Source organism: Bacteroides sp. AM44-19 (assembly GCF_003603395.1).
GTDB lineage: Bacteria > Bacteroidota > Bacteroidia > Bacteroidales > Bacteroidaceae > Bacteroides > Bacteroides uniformis.
Window position 1 is genome coordinate 241,386 of the sequence record NZ_QTNB01000003.1, and the last position, 15,888, is coordinate 257,273.

Here is a 15,888-nt window from a genome sequence, read left to right on the forward strand (position 1 = left end):
CTCCCCCTGAGTGAGGGGTTACGGCGGTAGGAATATTATTATTTATGACTTGGATAATAAACGTTCCAAGACCTTGTCATTGTGTGCTTTCCAATCAATTCTGTTCTCTTGTAAAGATTTTCTAAATTCTTCATTAAAAGGTACGCTTAAATTTTTATCACTATCTTCATAAGCATAAAAAGGGAAACATCCCATCCATCCTGTTTCTTGTATCATTTGATTAAATGTATCATAATCATACTCACCTGATTTAAACTCCACATATATTTTACTTCCACCATGATAAGTAATAATACGTGTACTTTTATCATACGAAAAACAATGTTCCGTATTATTAAGTAACCACCCCTGAAATTCAACACCATAATGACAATGCAATTCACTGTAAAACATCTCCTCCTTTTTATAACGAGCGCATTTAATTGTTCCCCACATCTCCTCACCTCCTTTATAAGATACTACAACCAACAACCAAAGTTCATGTAAACGAAATATAGTAATTTTATCAATATATTCATCAACCATAGTCTTTATCAAATCCCTATTTTTCCTAATCTCATCCATTTTATTAATCAACAAAGGATTGGCATTCAAACGCTTCAAATTATCAATAGTAATTCTCTTTGTTGTGATTTCTCGTGACAATTTATCCATAGTTTTGTTCAACACGTTTTTAGTTTCATCATATTTATGTTTTGCATCTGAAATCAAATTCTTTGCAACCTCATCGTCTTCAATCGCAATAAGACGTTTAAGTGTCTTTTTATAAAGATTCTCCGCTTCAACCAATTCTGTATTCTTTGATGATTTTATTTGAACCAACTCTTCGATTTCTTTCCCTAAATTTTCTATCTTTAAAATATTGGTCTGCTGAATATTAATCTCAGCAAACATTTGAATTGACAACTGTAAAACAAGCCCATCCAATTTCCATTGTCGAAGTTCTGCCCCATTCGTGCATGTTCGTGGTTTATCTTTACGATTCACTCTACCATAACATTTGTAAGTACGTCCACCACTGATATAATTTTTAGATGTTTCATTTGATTTCCCTACAGAAAAATTAGCACCGCATTCGCCACATACCATTAAATGTTTCAATAAATTCTCATGCCTGACTGCATTATTCTTATTATAATGCGCTTTGGAAAGTTTATCTTGGGCTTGCTGAAACAACTCGTCTGATACAATTCGCAGACTTTCCACATGTTCCGAATATTCATAAACAATCTCTCTATCTTGCCTTTCGGATAACGGAAGTGGATTGGTAGGGTCTGGTTTATAAAATGTTATTCTACGATTACCTTTATATAACTCATTGTGCATAAGTCTGTTTATTGTAGAAATACGCCATTTTAAATTATCTGTATCAAATTTATACTCTTTCACCTCCAATCCTTTTGCTTCTCTATTCTTCTTGTACTCATTCAATTTTCTTACGTATGGAGCAGGTACTTTCTCAGCATTCAATATCTCTGATATTTGAATTGAAGAATATCCACCAACATACATTTCAAAAATACGAGTAACAATCTTACTTTCGATAGGATTTATAACAATCTGTTTATTTTCATTGTGCATATAACCATACGCACGTTCATCCCCGCCTCCATGACCTGCTTGCACTTTTGTTATCTTGCCACTTAATGAACGTTCAACAAACAATTCTATCTCATAGCTTGACATAACAGCAAGCACATGCAATAAAATAATACTACCTACATCTTTATTACTATCTCTTACCCACAATTTTTGTTTATCAAAATACAAGTTAATACCTTTATCTATAAACAATTTGATTTGTTCTAATAACTCTGTAGCATTTCTTGCAAGACGAGAAAATTCAGAGAATAAAATTATATCAATATCCCCATATTCAACTCTTTCAAGCATCTTCACATATTCAGGACGGAACTCTCCCTTTTTAAAACCACTAATAACATCTATGAAAATATCCTCTTCTTCAACGTTCCAATGGTTTTCTGCTGCAAACTTCAACAATTCCTCTTTTTGTCTATCAGTTGTCTGTTGTTGCGTACTAACACGACAATAGATTAGTACCTTCTTATCCATATTATTCATTATCTTTGCGCTGTTAATTACATCAATATCAATTAATATGGAAACAAATATAGAAATAAATAAACCAAGTCCCAAGTTTCAGGATGTGTCAATCGCACCTATGCATACAACGGAGCACATCATCAACCAAACCATGATAAGGTTATTCGGTTGCGGCCGCTCCATATCAGCACACATAGAACGGAAGAAAAGCAAGCTGGACTACCGTCTTGCCGCCTGCCCCACGGAAGAAGAAATAAAGAAGCTGGAAGAGGTCGTAAACGAGGTTATCGCCCGACAGCTGCCCGTCACAACAGAATTCATTACGCAAGAGGAAGCGCAAGGACGTTTCGACTTGGAACGCCTGCCCGATGGTGCTTCGGAAACGGTACGTGTCGTAAAAGTAGGCGATTACGACGAATGCCTCTGCATCGGAGTACATGTGGAGAATACATCAGAAATCGGAACCTTCAAAATCATCAGCCACGATTGGAACGAAGAAGCCAAGCGTTGGAGAATGCGTTTTAAATTAGTCTGAAAATCTATCAATTTTAAATAAATAAGATAGCAAAATGGCATTAAACAAGCAAATAAGTCAGATTTTTAATGACAAATAGTCAATAGAGTCAACAAAAACCGGTTGGCATAAGGTTTGCAATATAGTTAGCGAACGACGGTTCAAGAAACGGACGGTGAAAAGCCCAAAAGGCAGACACCCGAAGACAAAGAACCGGAGTTCAAAACTAAATAGCATGTTTAACTTAAACAATAGGAGACTATAACTATGATGCCTGTAAGAAGAAACCAAAATTGGTTACCGAGTATTTTTAATGATTTCTTTGACAATGATTGGATGGTAAAAGCAAATGCCACCGCCCCTGCCATCAATGTATTCGAAACAGCAAAAGAGTACAAAGTTGAATTGGCTGCTCCCGGTATGACAAAAGAAGACTTCAACGTTCACATCGACGAAGAAAACAACCTGGTCATCAGCATGGAAAAGAAAACAGAAAGCAAGGAAGAGAACAACAAGGACGAAAAGAAGGAAGGCCGCTACTTGCGCCGCGAATTCTCATACACCAAGTTCCAGCAAACCATGATTCTTCCGGACGATGTCGATAAGGAAAAGATTGGTGCCCATGTAGAAAACGGCGTGTTGAACATTACATTGCCTAAGTTTACAGAAGCAGAAAAAGAAAAGGCCAAGAAATTCATCGACGTAAAATAACGCCCGACCATTAAAAAGAAAATCTCCCGCTGCACAAGATAATGCAACGGGAGATTTTTTATATCCATAGCTATGCGGAACTATTTCTTTTTCCCTTTCAGAAAACGGTCTGTCAACCACCTGCGCACCGGTTCATCATAGAGTTTCAAACAAGCATAAGCAAGGACAACGGCTCCCACGAAAGTAAGTATCATATAAGGGATACCTTCCACCATTGTAGCGTTATTGTTGCATACCCAAGCCGTATAAGTATATACCAATGGATAATGGGTAATATAAATCGGATAGGAAATGTCTCCCAGGAACTTGCATACGGCAGTAGAGCGCTTACCGGTCACCTTGCCGCCCGCTCCCATTGAAACAATGACCGGGAAGACGCAGATAATGCAGAAAGCCTCGTAAAGCCCGTTCATCCAGTAGCCGTCCTCACCTCCGATACGGGGAATGGAAAGAACCACCACAATCAGCAGGCTGCACCACCAGAAAGCACGCTTTTCAAGCCGTATCAGCCAGCCGAGGCGTGACAGAAGTAATCCGCCGAAAAACGGATACATCAGCCGGACCATACCCACATACTGCTGTTCCCAGTTCAAGGCCCAACCACCCACAATATCGCCGGCAGGAGCAGTCAGACAACGGTATACCGTAAAACACCCTGCCACAAATACCAGCACCGACAGGGCCACCTTATTGAACTTGCGTACAAACAACGCATACAGAATATTACCGATATATTCATAATAGAGCGACCACGCCGGGCCATTCAACGGATGCATTTCCGTCCAGCCACGAATGTCAAACTTCAGCGGAAGGGGAAGCAAAGTACAGCCCAGTAACATTACCAGCAGCATGGTTCCAACGGACGTATTCTCGATAGGTGGAAAACAAGGCGACTCCTGAAAATAGAAAAAGGCAGCGCCCACAATGCTTCCCATAATCACCATAGGATGCAGGCGAATGATACGGCGTTTGAAGAAAGTGCCCACGGTCATCCGGTTCCAACGGTCATCATAAGCATAACCGATAACAAAACCGGAAAGCATGAAAAAGAAATCCACTGCCAGATAGCCATGATTGATAATTTGAGTAAGATGACTGCCGCCTGCATGTGCTTCAAAAAGATGGAAGATAATAACCATGACAGCCGCCACGCCACGAAGTCCGTCAAGAATCTCATAATGCGGTTTCGAGGCAAGATAAGTAGTCTGTGTATTCATTTTGGTATAAGATATTTATTTATTCGCGTGCAAAGATAAGAGTTTTCTCCAATAATGAAACTGATAAATATCATATAAACTCTATCAATTAATTGACAAGTATAACAGTTGTCTTTATCATTAGATACATATCACTACTTGTACTCTTTTTCCGCACAAAAAACAGCTTTTATTATCCATAATAAAAGGGCTACACCTTTTCCTCCTCATGGTGTAGCCTTAAACACAAAAGGGTGTAGCTATCCAAGGCAAATGGTGTAGCCCTTCTTCAAAAAAGAGAGCCAAATAGGATAATAATAAAGAAAAATCAGTTAACTACTTTTCTTATAACTTTTTACCGCCCACAGATTGAAGACCAATGCAAAGACCAACACGGCTCCCAGTTGCGGAAGCAGTTCGGCAAATCCGCCACCACGGAGATAGATGGTACGCATCACCTCCACAAAATAGCGTAGCGGATTGATGCGCGTAATCCATTGCGCCCACTCAGGCATACTGTGGATAGGGGTGAAAAGACCACTCATCAGAATAAGGATAAGCATGAAGAACCACATGACAAACATGGCCTGCTGCAACGTGGTCGAATGATTGGATATGACCAGCCCGAACCCCGACACCACCGGTAGAAAAAACAGCGCCATGCCGTAGATAGTGAGGAAATGTCCCGCCGGCAGAATGCCGTAAAGTACCCATGCCAGAACGAAACAGATGGTCAGCACCACAAAACCTATCAGCCAGTAAGGTATCAGCTTGGCGGCAATGAAAGTGAACTTGCCGACGGGGGTGACATTTATCTGCTCGATGGTGCCCGCCTCCTTCTCGCCCACCACATTGAGGGCAGGGAGAAAACCGCAAATCAGCGTCAGCAGCATTACCATGAGGGCAGGAATCATGAAAAGCTTGTAGTTCAGCGTGGGGTTGTAAAGATTCTGCGTAGTGATGTCCACCCGGGGAAGCGGCTTCCCGGCAAGCCCTTGCGAAGACGACTCCGAACCCAGTTCACGGGTATAGTCACTGATGATGGAAGACAAGTAGGATCCTCCCAGACTGCCCTTCGTGCCGTTCACGGCATTGGCCGCCACCAGCAGACGAGGCGCCTCTCCCTTCACCCAATCCTTTTCGAAATCACGGGGAATCTCCAGCACGACATCTGCCGAACCTGCTTCAATGGCCAGCAAAGCCTCATCGTATGTATCGGGAAGCGCTGTCAGGCGGAAATAAGTGGATGCACCGATTTTATCTACCAGACGGCGAGACAAGACGCTGTGGTCATTGTCCACTATATTCAGATTGATGTTCTTTATCTCCAGATTGGCGGCCCAGGGCATCAGTATCATAATCATGCACGGGAAAATGAAAATCAGCTTGGGCAGGAAGGAGTTGCGGAACAACTGCTTGAATTCCTTTTCAATGAGAAACTTTATCATAAGACGATATTTTAAAGATTTTAGACATAAGAACAAAAGAACAGATTTCCCGTATCCTTTTGTCCTTATGTTCTTCTGCCTGAATAATTAATATAAAATTCATATCCGCTCTTTACTCAAGCCGATGCTTGAATTTCTTGAAACTCACCGTTATCAGCAATACCGCCATCGTGGCAAGTATGCCGACCTCCATCAGCACAAGCGAAACATCCACTCCCTCAATCATCAGCTTACGCACCGCCTGGATATACCAGCGTGCAGGAAGCACAGCTGAAATGGCCTGCAAGATAACGGGCATACTCTCAATGGGGAATATCATGCCCGAAAGCAGCATGGTGGGCATCATCAGCATCAGTCCGGACACCAGCATAGCGGCAACCTGCGTCCGGGTGACTGTGGAAATCAGCAGCCCCAGCGCCAGGGAGACAAAGATGAATAGCAGCGACACCACCACCAGCCAGAACAAGCTGCCCGCCACGGGAACATCGAGCACATAGACCGAAAGCAGAAGAATGGTGGTCAAGTTGACAAACGACAGCACAAAATAGGGCACCGCCTTTGCCAGAATGATGAAAAGCGGTTTGACGGGAGAAACCAGCAGGACCTCCATCGTCCCCGTCTCCTTCTCGCGCACAATGGAGATGGAGGTCATCATGGCGCAAATCAGCATCAGAATAAGCCCCATGACACCCGGCACGAAGTTGTAGGCACTCTTCATCTGCGGATTGTACAGCAGCTTGAGCTGGGGTACGATGGCAGCGGCATGCACTCCCGGCGGAAGCATCTCCTGCCCGGCAGAGGAGATGATGTTTGCGGCATAGCCTGCCTGCATAGTCGCCATATTGGGGTCTGTGGCGTCGGAGACAAGCTGCACGCGCGCCTCGCCGGTATAAAGCTTGTCCGAGAAACGCTCGCTGAAAACAAGCGCCATGTCAATCTCCCCTCTTCCGAAAGAAGCCTCCATATCGGCGGGAGAATGCAGGCGGCGGATGACGGTGAAGTATTCGCTTGCATCCATGCGGTCGATGATACGGCGGGTAACTACGTCATTCGACGGGTCGAGCACCGCCACACGCACGTTCTTCACCTCGGTGGTGATGGCAAAACCGAAAAGGATTATCTGCACGATGGGCATGCCCAGCAGAATCAGCATCGTGCGCCGGTCGCGGAAGATATGGAAGAACTCTTTTCGGATGAAAGATATGAATTGTTTCATTGTCTATATTTATATTTAGGCTCGGATAATGCGGATTTCACGGATTTTCAGTCGGCGGTTCGCACAGCTTGACGAGCCAGTTGTTGGAATACATCGTCCATCGTAGTGGCATTGAACTGCCGTTTCAGCTCCCCGGGAGTGTCGAGTGCACGGATGACGCCGTCTACCATGATGGAGATGCGGTCGCAATACTCCGCCTCGTCCATAAAGTGGGTGGTGACAAAGACGGTGATGCCCTCGTCGGCAGCCTGGTAAATCAGCTCCCAGAACTGGCGGCGCGTGGCAGGGTCCACCCCACCCGTAGGCTCATCCAGAAAGACAATCTTGGGACGGTGGAAGATGGAGACGGAGAAGGCCAGCTTCTGCTTCCAGCCCAGCGGAAGGCTTTTCACCAGTGTATCCCGTTCCTTTTCCAGCCCGAGGCGGAGGAGCAGCTCATCCGTCTTGGGGGCAATCTCCGCTTCGGGGATGCCGTAGATACCGGCAAAGAGGCGGATATTCTCCCACACCTTGAGGTCTTCGTAAAGGGAAAATTTCTGGCTCATGTAGCCGATGTTCTTCTTCACTTCTTCGGGTTGGGAAGCCACATCGAAACCTGCCACACATGCCTTGCCGCCGGTGGGGCGGCTAAGTCCCGTAAGCATGCGCATGGCGGTGGTCTTGCCTGCCCCGTTGGCTCCCAGGAAACCGAAAATCTCGCCCCGATGGACTTGGAAGGAGATGTGGTCTACAGCGGTGAAATTACCGAACCGCTTGGTCAACCCTTCCACTTCAATCACCTTGTTTTCGTGGTTTTCCACCCGTTCGTGCTGCAAGCCCGGAGGGCAGAGGATGCCCGCAAAGCGTGTCAGGATACGGTCGGGGGTATCGATGCCTTTTATCTCTCCTTCGTTGATGAAGGCGATGCGGTCGCATTGGCGCGCTTCGTCGATGATGGGGGTGGAAGCAATGATGGTGATACCCCGCTCCTTCAGTCGGCGAAGCATTCCCCAGAATTCCTTGCGGGACACGGGGTCGACGCCCGTAGTGGGTTCGTCCAGAAAGAGGACATCCGGTTTATGGATAAGGGCACAGCTAAGGGCGAGTTTCTGCTTCATGCCGCCGGACAACGCTCCGGCGCGGCGCTTGCGGAAAGGTTCTATCTGCCGGTAAATGTCGCGCACCAAATCATAATTCTCCTCGATGGTGGTGTGGAAGACGGTGGCGAAGAAATTGAGATTCTCCTCCACCGTCAAGTCCGGATAGAGGGAGAAGCGTCCGGGCATATACCCCACCCGCCTGCGGATGGCTTTGTAGTCCTTCACCACATCCAGACCGCAGACCGAAGCCGAGCCTCCGTCGGCAAGCAGCAAAGTGGTGAGGATGCGGAAAAGCGATGTCTTGCCCGCACCGTCCGGCCCGATGATGCCGAAAAGCTCACCGGGAGCCACTGACAGAGAGACACCCCGCAGGGCTTCCACGCTGCCGTAACGTTTGGAGATATTAGTTAAAGTTACAGCCTCCATACATTCCTATTTTCAGCATCCCGTCATTCTTCACGGCAATCTTTACGGCATAGACCAGATTGGCGCGCTCGTCTTTCGTCAGGATAGTTTTTGGAGTGAATTCGGACGTATCGGAAATCCAGGTGACGATGCCGGGGTATTCTTTCCGCACTTCCTTTCCATAATCCGCATAAACCTTCACTTGCTGCCCCAGCTTGATTTCGGCAAGCTGCTCGGAGGTGATGTAGGCACGGAGGTAAATCTGCTCCATATCCGCCACTTTGAAAAGAGGGGTGCCGGGAGCAGCCAGTTCTCCGGCTTCGGCATATTGGGCAAGGACGGTTCCCGTCAGCGGAGAGGTGATGTGGCATTTGCGCAACTGGTCTTCTATCTGCGCCACCTGGATGCCGACAGAGGAACTTTGCCACGTCAGGCTCCGGTCACTGTTGCGCAGGGTGGAGTTCTGTGCGTCGAGCTGCTTGCGGAGGACTTCGAGAAGGGACTCGGCATCATCCAGTTGCTTCTGGTTGGCGGCACCCACACGGAGCAGGTTGGACACACGGTCGCGCTCGCGCCGTGCCTGCACAATCTGTTCCTGAGTGGCGGCTACTTGCTTCAGGATATCAGGCCGCTGGCCTTCCACGGACTTGACACTGGCCTCCAACTGGAGTTTCTTCAGATAGAGTTGGACGGTATCTATAATGCCTACTTCCTGCCCGTCTATCAGTGTCGTACCTTCCTCGATGTCGAAACTCAGCAGTTTTCCGGACGCCTCGGCAGAAACGATGACTTCGGTAGCCTCGAACGTTCCCGTCGCATCATATTTCGGAGTACCGCCGGTACAGGCGGCAAGGAGAAATAAAAAAGGAAATAATTTCAATGATTTCATACTATTTCAAGTTATAAATTACGGATTATAGTCATTAATTGTTCAGCGTATATTTCAGCTGCCAGATGTTCATCAGCAACTGCACCTCATGCAATGCCTTGGTCTGTCGTGCCATACTTTCATTGGTAATCTCCCGCAGCATATCGGTCACGGTCATTGTCCCGTTCTGCACCTTGGCCTCGGCTGCACGGCGGATATTCCCACGCAGACGGATAATCTCGTCATCATCCGCCATCTGGCGGCGCATGGATACAATGCCCGCATCCTGCTGCGTAGCCTGCAGGCGAATGTTGAAAAGGAACACATCCCGGCCGGTTTCTATCTGTTGGCGGGTATTGTCTATCCTGCGGCGGTCGTTCTTCAATGTATACAGACTGCCGAAATTCCAGGACATGCGCACCCCCGCCATGTAATAGGCGTTGAATTCATCCTTCAGCATATTCAACCCTGGATTGCCGTATGCCCCTTGTACAAAAAGGCCGAAACGCGGCATCAACCGGGTGTTCAAAGCTGCCTCCTGCTGGCGGAGTTGCTCTCCCTGCGCATCGTACCAACGAAGTTCGGGGCGGTTGTTCATCTGCCGGTCTATGTTTTCTTCGGCAGCCGGTTTCAATAAAACCGTTTCGGAAGAGAGATCCTTGCCCGTAAAGGCAGCAAGCATGCTGAGGTATGCACGGCGGGTGGTCTCCAATTCCACACGGTGCTGCCTGGTGTTCAGTTGCTCTACGCTGACTGCATCCAGGTCGCTCAGGGTGGCGATGCCATTGGCTATATAGTCGGCTACCTGCTTGTGGGTTCTTCCTAAATCTTCTTGCAAGAGGCTGTTCTGTTTCAGCTGTTCGTCCAACAGCAGGATGCCGAAAAAGAGCTGGTTCACCCGGTCAGTCAAGGCATACATGTCTACATGCTGTTTTTCCAGTTCCACTTCCGAGGCGGCACGCGTCAATCGTTTTCTGGAACGTATATCCCCACCATCCCAGAGGGTCTGCTGCACTTCGAGCATCACCTGGTACTGGTCTTTCGAAGCAGTCTTGATGTCGAGATTAGGGATTTCGACCGGTAGCCGGGTGATGTCACTCTGGTACGTGGCCTTGCCGGATAGGGAAAACTGGGGCAAGTAACCTTTTCCGGCATTGGAGAGGTCGTACCCGCGTGCCTTTTCTATCAGTCCGTATTGCCTGACCAACGGATAATTGTCTTGCGCCCGGCGCTGGCACTCTTCCAACGTGAGCTGGGCATGTGCCAGCATGGCGGCAAGAGAAAGGGTAAAAAAGAAAACGGTTCGTTTCATATCCATTCTGTTTCTTGTTTATTCTACATGGTTTTGTTCTATACACATGCAAAGATAAAGGCATAACCCTATAACCTTACAATCCATTTGTGCGCAAAGATGTTCTAATAGTACGACATTTCGTAGAAAAAGACAAATAATAGGAACACTTTATTATCTTTGCGGTGGAAATATACATTATTCATAAAGGGAAAGATATGGAAAAGAACAAACCGATAAGCGTCGCATTCGAGGACATCCGCAACAATCCGGATTTTATAGAACATTCCGAATACAGATTTATAAACGACGATTTGGGAATGGTCATCAGTTTTCAAGCAATGGGATTCAGGCTATTCCGCACCCAGCAACCTTATCGTGCCAAAGAAGGAAGGATTGTACGCATCATGCAAGGTAAGGGCCGAATCTCCATCAATCTTATCGAATATGAAGCTACAGCCCACGATATTATTATCATCCCTGACAATTCGCTGATAGAAATATCGGAAGTCAGTCCCGACTACGAATTCCAAGTCATCATGCCCACTGCCAATTTTCTGCCCGTACTACAGAATTCCATTCTTTCGGAAGCTTATACACGAAACGGAATCCGCCTTTCATGCAACAACGAGGAATGGGCACACATCAGCAGCTTCTTCTCTTTATTGTGGAATATACTACATTGTTTGCCCTACCGCCGCGGAGCTGTACAGCACTTGATTGTCTCACTTCTCTATAACCTTAAGTATATCCACGAGCACACATGCAAGTCAACTCCGGCACGCCTTTCACGCCAGGAAGAGCTATTCCGCCGCTTCATCGCTTTGGTGAACCAACACAGCAAGCACGAACGCAGCGTCAACTTCTATGCCGACAAACTATGCCTGACACCGCACTATCTGAGCTCGGTGATACGTGAAACAAGCGGACAAACCGTGATGCAATGGATTAATCAAGCAGTTATCCTCGAAGCCAAAGTATTGCTGAAACACAGTAATCTACTGGTGTTTCAAATATCAGACGAACTGAACTTTCCCAATCCGTCGTTCTTCTCGAAGTTCTTCAAACGTATGACGGGGATGACACCGGCGGAATACCAGAAACAAACCTGACCTCAAAACAGCTGTCCTATACGGGAGCCTGACGGTCCGTCGCAAGAGTCCGCTTCCAATGCCAGCATCCCTTGTTTGGCTGCCAGTCCACCGGCATAGCCTATCAGCGTATGGTTGCTGCCCACCACACGATGGCAGGGGATGAGTATGGAGAGGGCATTTGCCCCATTGGCAGCCGCCACCGCACGTACGGCTTTCGGATTGCCCAGCTTTCGTGAAAGCTCGCCGTAGGACACTGTTTTTCCGTAAGGGATGTTCTGCAACTCCTGCCACACCGTCCGCTGGAATTCTGTTCCGACTGCAAGCAGTGGAACATCGAATATGGTCCGCTTACAGGCAAAATACTCATCCAACTGAATGATTGCCCTTGCAATCACTTCCGAAGTGCCTTCCTCATAATCGGCATGCAGCGCCTGCCGTATACGCTTATCAACGGGTACTCTACGTTTCTCGTTCAGCATCCAGTCGCATAGGCAGAGTTTATCGCCGAAAGAGCCGAGGAGCAACTCGCCATAAGGAGATTGATAGTATTGGGTCAAAATTGTTTCCATCGAACTTAGTTTTCAGCAAAGATAGCAAATTAAATCATCATTTGTACTCCGCCCACGACTTGATAGCCAAATCATCCGGCATCATCGTGCAGAATGCATTGATGAACGCACTTGCCAGACGGGCATTCGTTATCAACGGAATATTGAGGTCGATGGCGGCACGGCGTATCTTGTAGCCGTTATCCAACTCGCCTGCGGTGAGGTTCTTCGGAATATTGACCACCATGTCTATCTCCTTGCGGTGCAGCATGTCGAGTGCCTGCGGCTGGCGTTCGGGTTCGCTGGGCCAGTAGACGCGCGTATTCTCCACACCGTTCTCCGTAAGGAAGTTGCTGGAACCACCCGTGGCAAATATCTTATACCCCTTCTTCTGAAGCATACGCGCGGCAGAAAGCATGTCCACTTTCTGCTTCGGAGTACCGGTAGAAAGCAGGATATTTTTCTCTGGAATACGATATCCCACGGAGAGCATCGCCTTGAGAATGGCGCAGGAAGTATCGCTGCCGATGCAACCCACCTCGCCCGTGCTTGCCATATCCACACCCAGTACCGGGTCGGCCTTCTGCAGACGGTTGAAGGAGAACTGGCTCGCCTTGATGCCTACGTAATCCAAATCGAACAGATTCTTGTCCGGCTTCTGTACCGGAATGCCGAGCATCACCTTCGTGGCAAGTTCAATAAGGTTTATCTTCAGCACCTTGCTGACAAACGGGAACGAACGGCTGGCACGGAGGTTGCACTCAATCACCTTGATGTCGTTCTCGCGTGCCAGATACTGGATATTGAACGGACCGGAGATGTTCAGCTCACGGGCAATCTCGCGGCTGATGCGCTTGATGCGGCGCACCGTCTCCACATACAACTTTTGTGGCGGGAACTGGATAGTGGCGTCACCGGAATGCACTCCGGCAAACTCGATATGCTCACTGATGGCGTACGCGATAATCTCTCCATCTTGCGCCACAGCATCCATCTCCACCTCCTTGGCATGCTCAATGAACTGGCTCACCACTACGGGATGTTTCTTGCTGACATTCGCCGCCAGCTTCAGGAAGCGTTCCAGCTCCTCCCGGTTGGAACAGACGTTCATCGCAGCGCCGGACAATACGTAGGAAGGACGGACCAATACCGGGAAGCCCACCTTATCCACAAAGGCGTTGATGTCCTCCAGGGAGGTCAGCGCCCGCCATTCGGGTTGGTCTACACCAATGCGGTCGAGCATGGCGGAGAACTTGTCACGGTCTTCGGCATTGTCGATGCTCCTGGCGCTTGTGCCGAGAATAGGTACCTTCTGCGCATCGAGGCGCAGGGCAAGGTTATTCGGTATCTGACCACCGGTAGAGACAATCACCCCGTGGGGATTCTCCAGTTCGAGAATATCCATCACGCGCTCGAAGGTGAGCTCGTCGAAGTAAAGACGGTCGCACATGTCATAGTCCGTAGACACGGTTTCGGGGTTGTAGTTTATCATGACACTGCGGTAGCCTTCCTGGCGGATGGTGTTCAGGGCCTGCACGCCGCACCAGTCGAACTCTACGGAAGAACCGATGCGGTAGGCGCCGGAGCCCAATACGACGATGGACTTGTGGTCGCCGAGGTAACGGACATCATTTGCCGTGCCGCTATACGTTAGGTAGAGATAGTTGGTCTGTGCGGGATATTCGGCGGCAAGGGTATCTATCTGCTTCACTACGGGCAGAATGCCTGCACTCTTGCGGAAATTGCGGACGGCAAGGATGGCTTCTTCGCCGTCCATTGCTTGTTCCAAGCCGAGGGCACGGGCTATCTGGAAATCAGAGAAGCCTTGTACTTTGGCTTTACGCAACAAGTCCACGGGAATCATTGGCAACTCTCCATCAGCCATAAAAGAGTGCAGTTCCCTGCTGGTATCCATGATGTTCATCAACTTCTCCAGGAACCAACGGTCTATCTTGGTCAATTCGTGCACCTGGTCCACCGTATACCCGGCACGGAAGGCTTTGGAGATGACAAAGATACGTTTGTCGGTAGGTTCGCGCAGAGCCTTGTCCAAATCGGCAATCACCAGTTCCTTGTTCTCTACGAAGCCGTGCATGCCCTGGCCTATCATGCGAAGCCCCTTCTGGATGGCTTCCTCGAAAGTACGGCCGATAGCCATCACCTCGCCTACCGACTTCATGCTTGAACCCAGCTCTTTGTCCACCCCGTGGAACTTGCCCAAATCCCAACGCGGTATCTTGCAGACCACATAGTCCAGGGCGGGTTCGAAGAAAGCGCTTGTAGTCTTTGTCACAGAGTTGTTCAAGTCGAACAAGCCATAGCCCAAGCCGAGTTTTGCCGCTACAAACGCCAACGGATAACCCGTTGCTTTAGAGGCAAGTGCAGACGAACGGCTCAAGCGTGCATTTACCTCGATTACCCGGTAGTCCTCGCTCATCGGGTCGTAGGCATACTGCACGTTACACTCTCCCACAATGCCGATGTGACGGATAATGCGGATAGCAAGTTCACGCAATTTATGATAGTCCGTATTGCTCAACGTCTGTGACGGGGCAATAACGATGGACTCACCTGTATGGATGCCCAGGGGGTCGAAGTTCTCCATGTTGCAGACCGTGATGCAGTTGTCGAAGCGGTCGCGCACCACCTCGTATTCCACTTCCTTCCATCCCTTCAGCGATTTCTCCACCAGCACCTGTGGGGAGAAGGAGAAGGCTTTCTCCACCAGCACATTCAGCTCTTCTTCATTGTCGCAGAAGCCCGAACCCAGTCCGCCAAGCGCATATGCGGCACGGACAATGACCGGGTATCCCAGTTCCCGGGCTGCGCGACGGGCATCCGCCGCATTCTCCACGGCTTCGCTCTTGATGGTCTTCACATCAATCTCATTCAGTTTCTGCACAAAGATTTCACGGTCCTCCGTGTCAATGATGGCCTGCACGGGAGTGCCGAGAACCGTCACGCCGTACTTCTCGAAAATCTTGTCTTTATAGAGGGAGACACCGCAGTTCAGTGCCGTCTGTCCGCCAAAAGCAAGCATGATGCCGTCCGGGCGCTCCTTCTCTATCACCTTCTCCACGAAGTAAGGAGTGACGGGCAGGAAGTAAATCTGGTCGGCAACTCCTTCCGAGGTCTGTACCGTGGCAATGTTCGGATTGATGAGAACCGTGTAGATGCCTTCCTCCTTCAATGCCTTGAGCGCCTGCGAACCGGAGTAATCAAATTCTCCTGCTTCACCGATTTTCAGTGCGCCGGAACCAAGCAGCAAGACTTTCTTTATATTGTTTTCTTTCATTTGCATATCTGTTTATTAAAAATGTAATAGTAGTAATAAAACCTTATCTTTCTCTTACCTTACACAATCAGTCACTAATTGAATGGCATTCAGTATAGGACTGAAAGGTATTCACTCTGGGACTGAATGACATTCAGTACGGGACTCATTATACCGTCT

The 15,888-nt window shown here is 48.2% G+C and carries 12 protein-coding genes; 3 read left to right on the forward strand and 9 right to left on the reverse strand.

Translation table 11 applies throughout. The annotated features are described in order from the left end of the window. Window positions 1-42: 42 nt before the first annotated feature. Window positions 43-2,073, reverse strand: a complete 2,031-nt coding sequence (locus DW947_RS07550) for a recombinase family protein (protein ID WP_229077958.1) — start codon at window positions 2,071-2,073, stop codon at window positions 43-45. Between the two features lie 46 nt (window positions 2,074-2,119). Here DW947_RS07550 and DW947_RS07555 point away from each other — a divergent pair, with 46 nt between their 5' ends. Both DW947_RS07555 and DW947_RS07560 read left to right on the forward strand, forming a co-directional pair. Further along, on the forward strand, window positions 2,120-2,599 hold the full coding sequence (locus DW947_RS07555) for a hypothetical protein (RefSeq protein WP_057281028.1): 480 nt from the start codon (window positions 2,120-2,122) through the stop codon (window positions 2,597-2,599). A gap of 246 nt (window positions 2,600-2,845) precedes the next feature. Further along, window positions 2,846-3,289: an Hsp20/alpha crystallin family protein gene (locus DW947_RS07560; RefSeq protein WP_005827646.1), complete on the forward strand. Its 444-nt coding sequence runs from the start codon at window positions 2,846-2,848 to the stop codon at window positions 3,287-3,289. A gap of 80 nt (window positions 3,290-3,369) precedes the next feature. Here DW947_RS07560 and DW947_RS07565 read toward each other — a convergent pair whose 3' ends face one another. The 6 genes from DW947_RS07565 to DW947_RS07590 all read right to left on the reverse strand — a co-directional run bounded on the left by DW947_RS07565 (window position 3,370) and on the right by DW947_RS07590 (window position 10,819). Beyond that, entirely contained in the window at window positions 3,370-4,506 is a 1,137-nt protein-coding gene (locus DW947_RS07565; RefSeq protein WP_016273867.1) for an acyltransferase family protein, read from the reverse strand. A 311-nt stretch (window positions 4,507-4,817) separates the two neighbouring features. Continuing rightward, entirely contained in the window at window positions 4,818-5,933 is a 1,116-nt protein-coding gene (locus DW947_RS07570) for an ABC transporter permease (RefSeq protein ID WP_117963423.1), read from the reverse strand. Window positions 5,934-6,045: 112 nt separating this feature from the next. Further along, window positions 6,046-7,149 carry an ABC transporter permease gene (locus tag DW947_RS07575; RefSeq protein ID WP_044468708.1) on the reverse strand — a complete coding sequence of 368 codons (1,104 nt, stop codon included), beginning with the start codon at window positions 7,147-7,149 and terminating at the stop codon, window positions 6,046-6,048. Between the two features lie 47 nt (window positions 7,150-7,196). After that, the gene (locus DW947_RS07580) at window positions 7,197-8,654 is read right to left on the reverse strand and encodes an ATP-binding cassette domain-containing protein (protein ID WP_005837247.1); all 1,458 of its coding nucleotides are present in this window, start codon (window positions 8,652-8,654) and stop codon (window positions 7,197-7,199) included. Continuing rightward, window positions 8,632-9,522 carry an HlyD family secretion protein gene (locus tag DW947_RS07585; protein ID WP_005827632.1) on the reverse strand — a complete coding sequence of 297 codons (891 nt, stop codon included), beginning with the start codon at window positions 9,520-9,522 and terminating at the stop codon, window positions 8,632-8,634. Before DW947_RS07585 ends, DW947_RS07580 begins: the two co-directional genes overlap by 23 nt. A gap of 34 nt (window positions 9,523-9,556) precedes the next feature. Beyond that, window positions 9,557-10,819, reverse strand: a complete 1,263-nt coding sequence (locus DW947_RS07590) for a TolC family protein (RefSeq protein ID WP_005827630.1) — start codon at window positions 10,817-10,819, stop codon at window positions 9,557-9,559. A gap of 191 nt (window positions 10,820-11,010) precedes the next feature. On the opposite strand from DW947_RS07590, the gene DW947_RS07595 reads away from it, so the two are divergent. After that, a complete protein-coding gene (locus tag DW947_RS07595; protein WP_034529753.1) occupies window positions 11,011-11,904 on the forward strand; it encodes a helix-turn-helix domain-containing protein in 894 nt (297 codons plus the stop codon). Window positions 11,905-11,906: 2 nt separating this feature from the next. Here DW947_RS07595 and DW947_RS07600 read toward each other — a convergent pair whose 3' ends face one another. Together DW947_RS07600 and carB are read right to left on the reverse strand one after the other, a co-directional pair. After that, window positions 11,907-12,455, reverse strand: a complete 549-nt coding sequence (locus DW947_RS07600) for a methylated-DNA--[protein]-cysteine S-methyltransferase (RefSeq protein WP_005837253.1) — start codon at window positions 12,453-12,455, stop codon at window positions 11,907-11,909. Window positions 12,456-12,492: 37 nt separating this feature from the next. Further along, complete coding sequence (gene carB / locus DW947_RS07605) at window positions 12,493-15,729, reverse strand: carbamoyl-phosphate synthase (glutamine-hydrolyzing) large subunit (protein ID WP_035448620.1); 3,237 nt, start codon at window positions 15,727-15,729, stop codon at window positions 12,493-12,495. Between the last annotated feature and the right edge of the window lie 159 nt (window positions 15,730-15,888).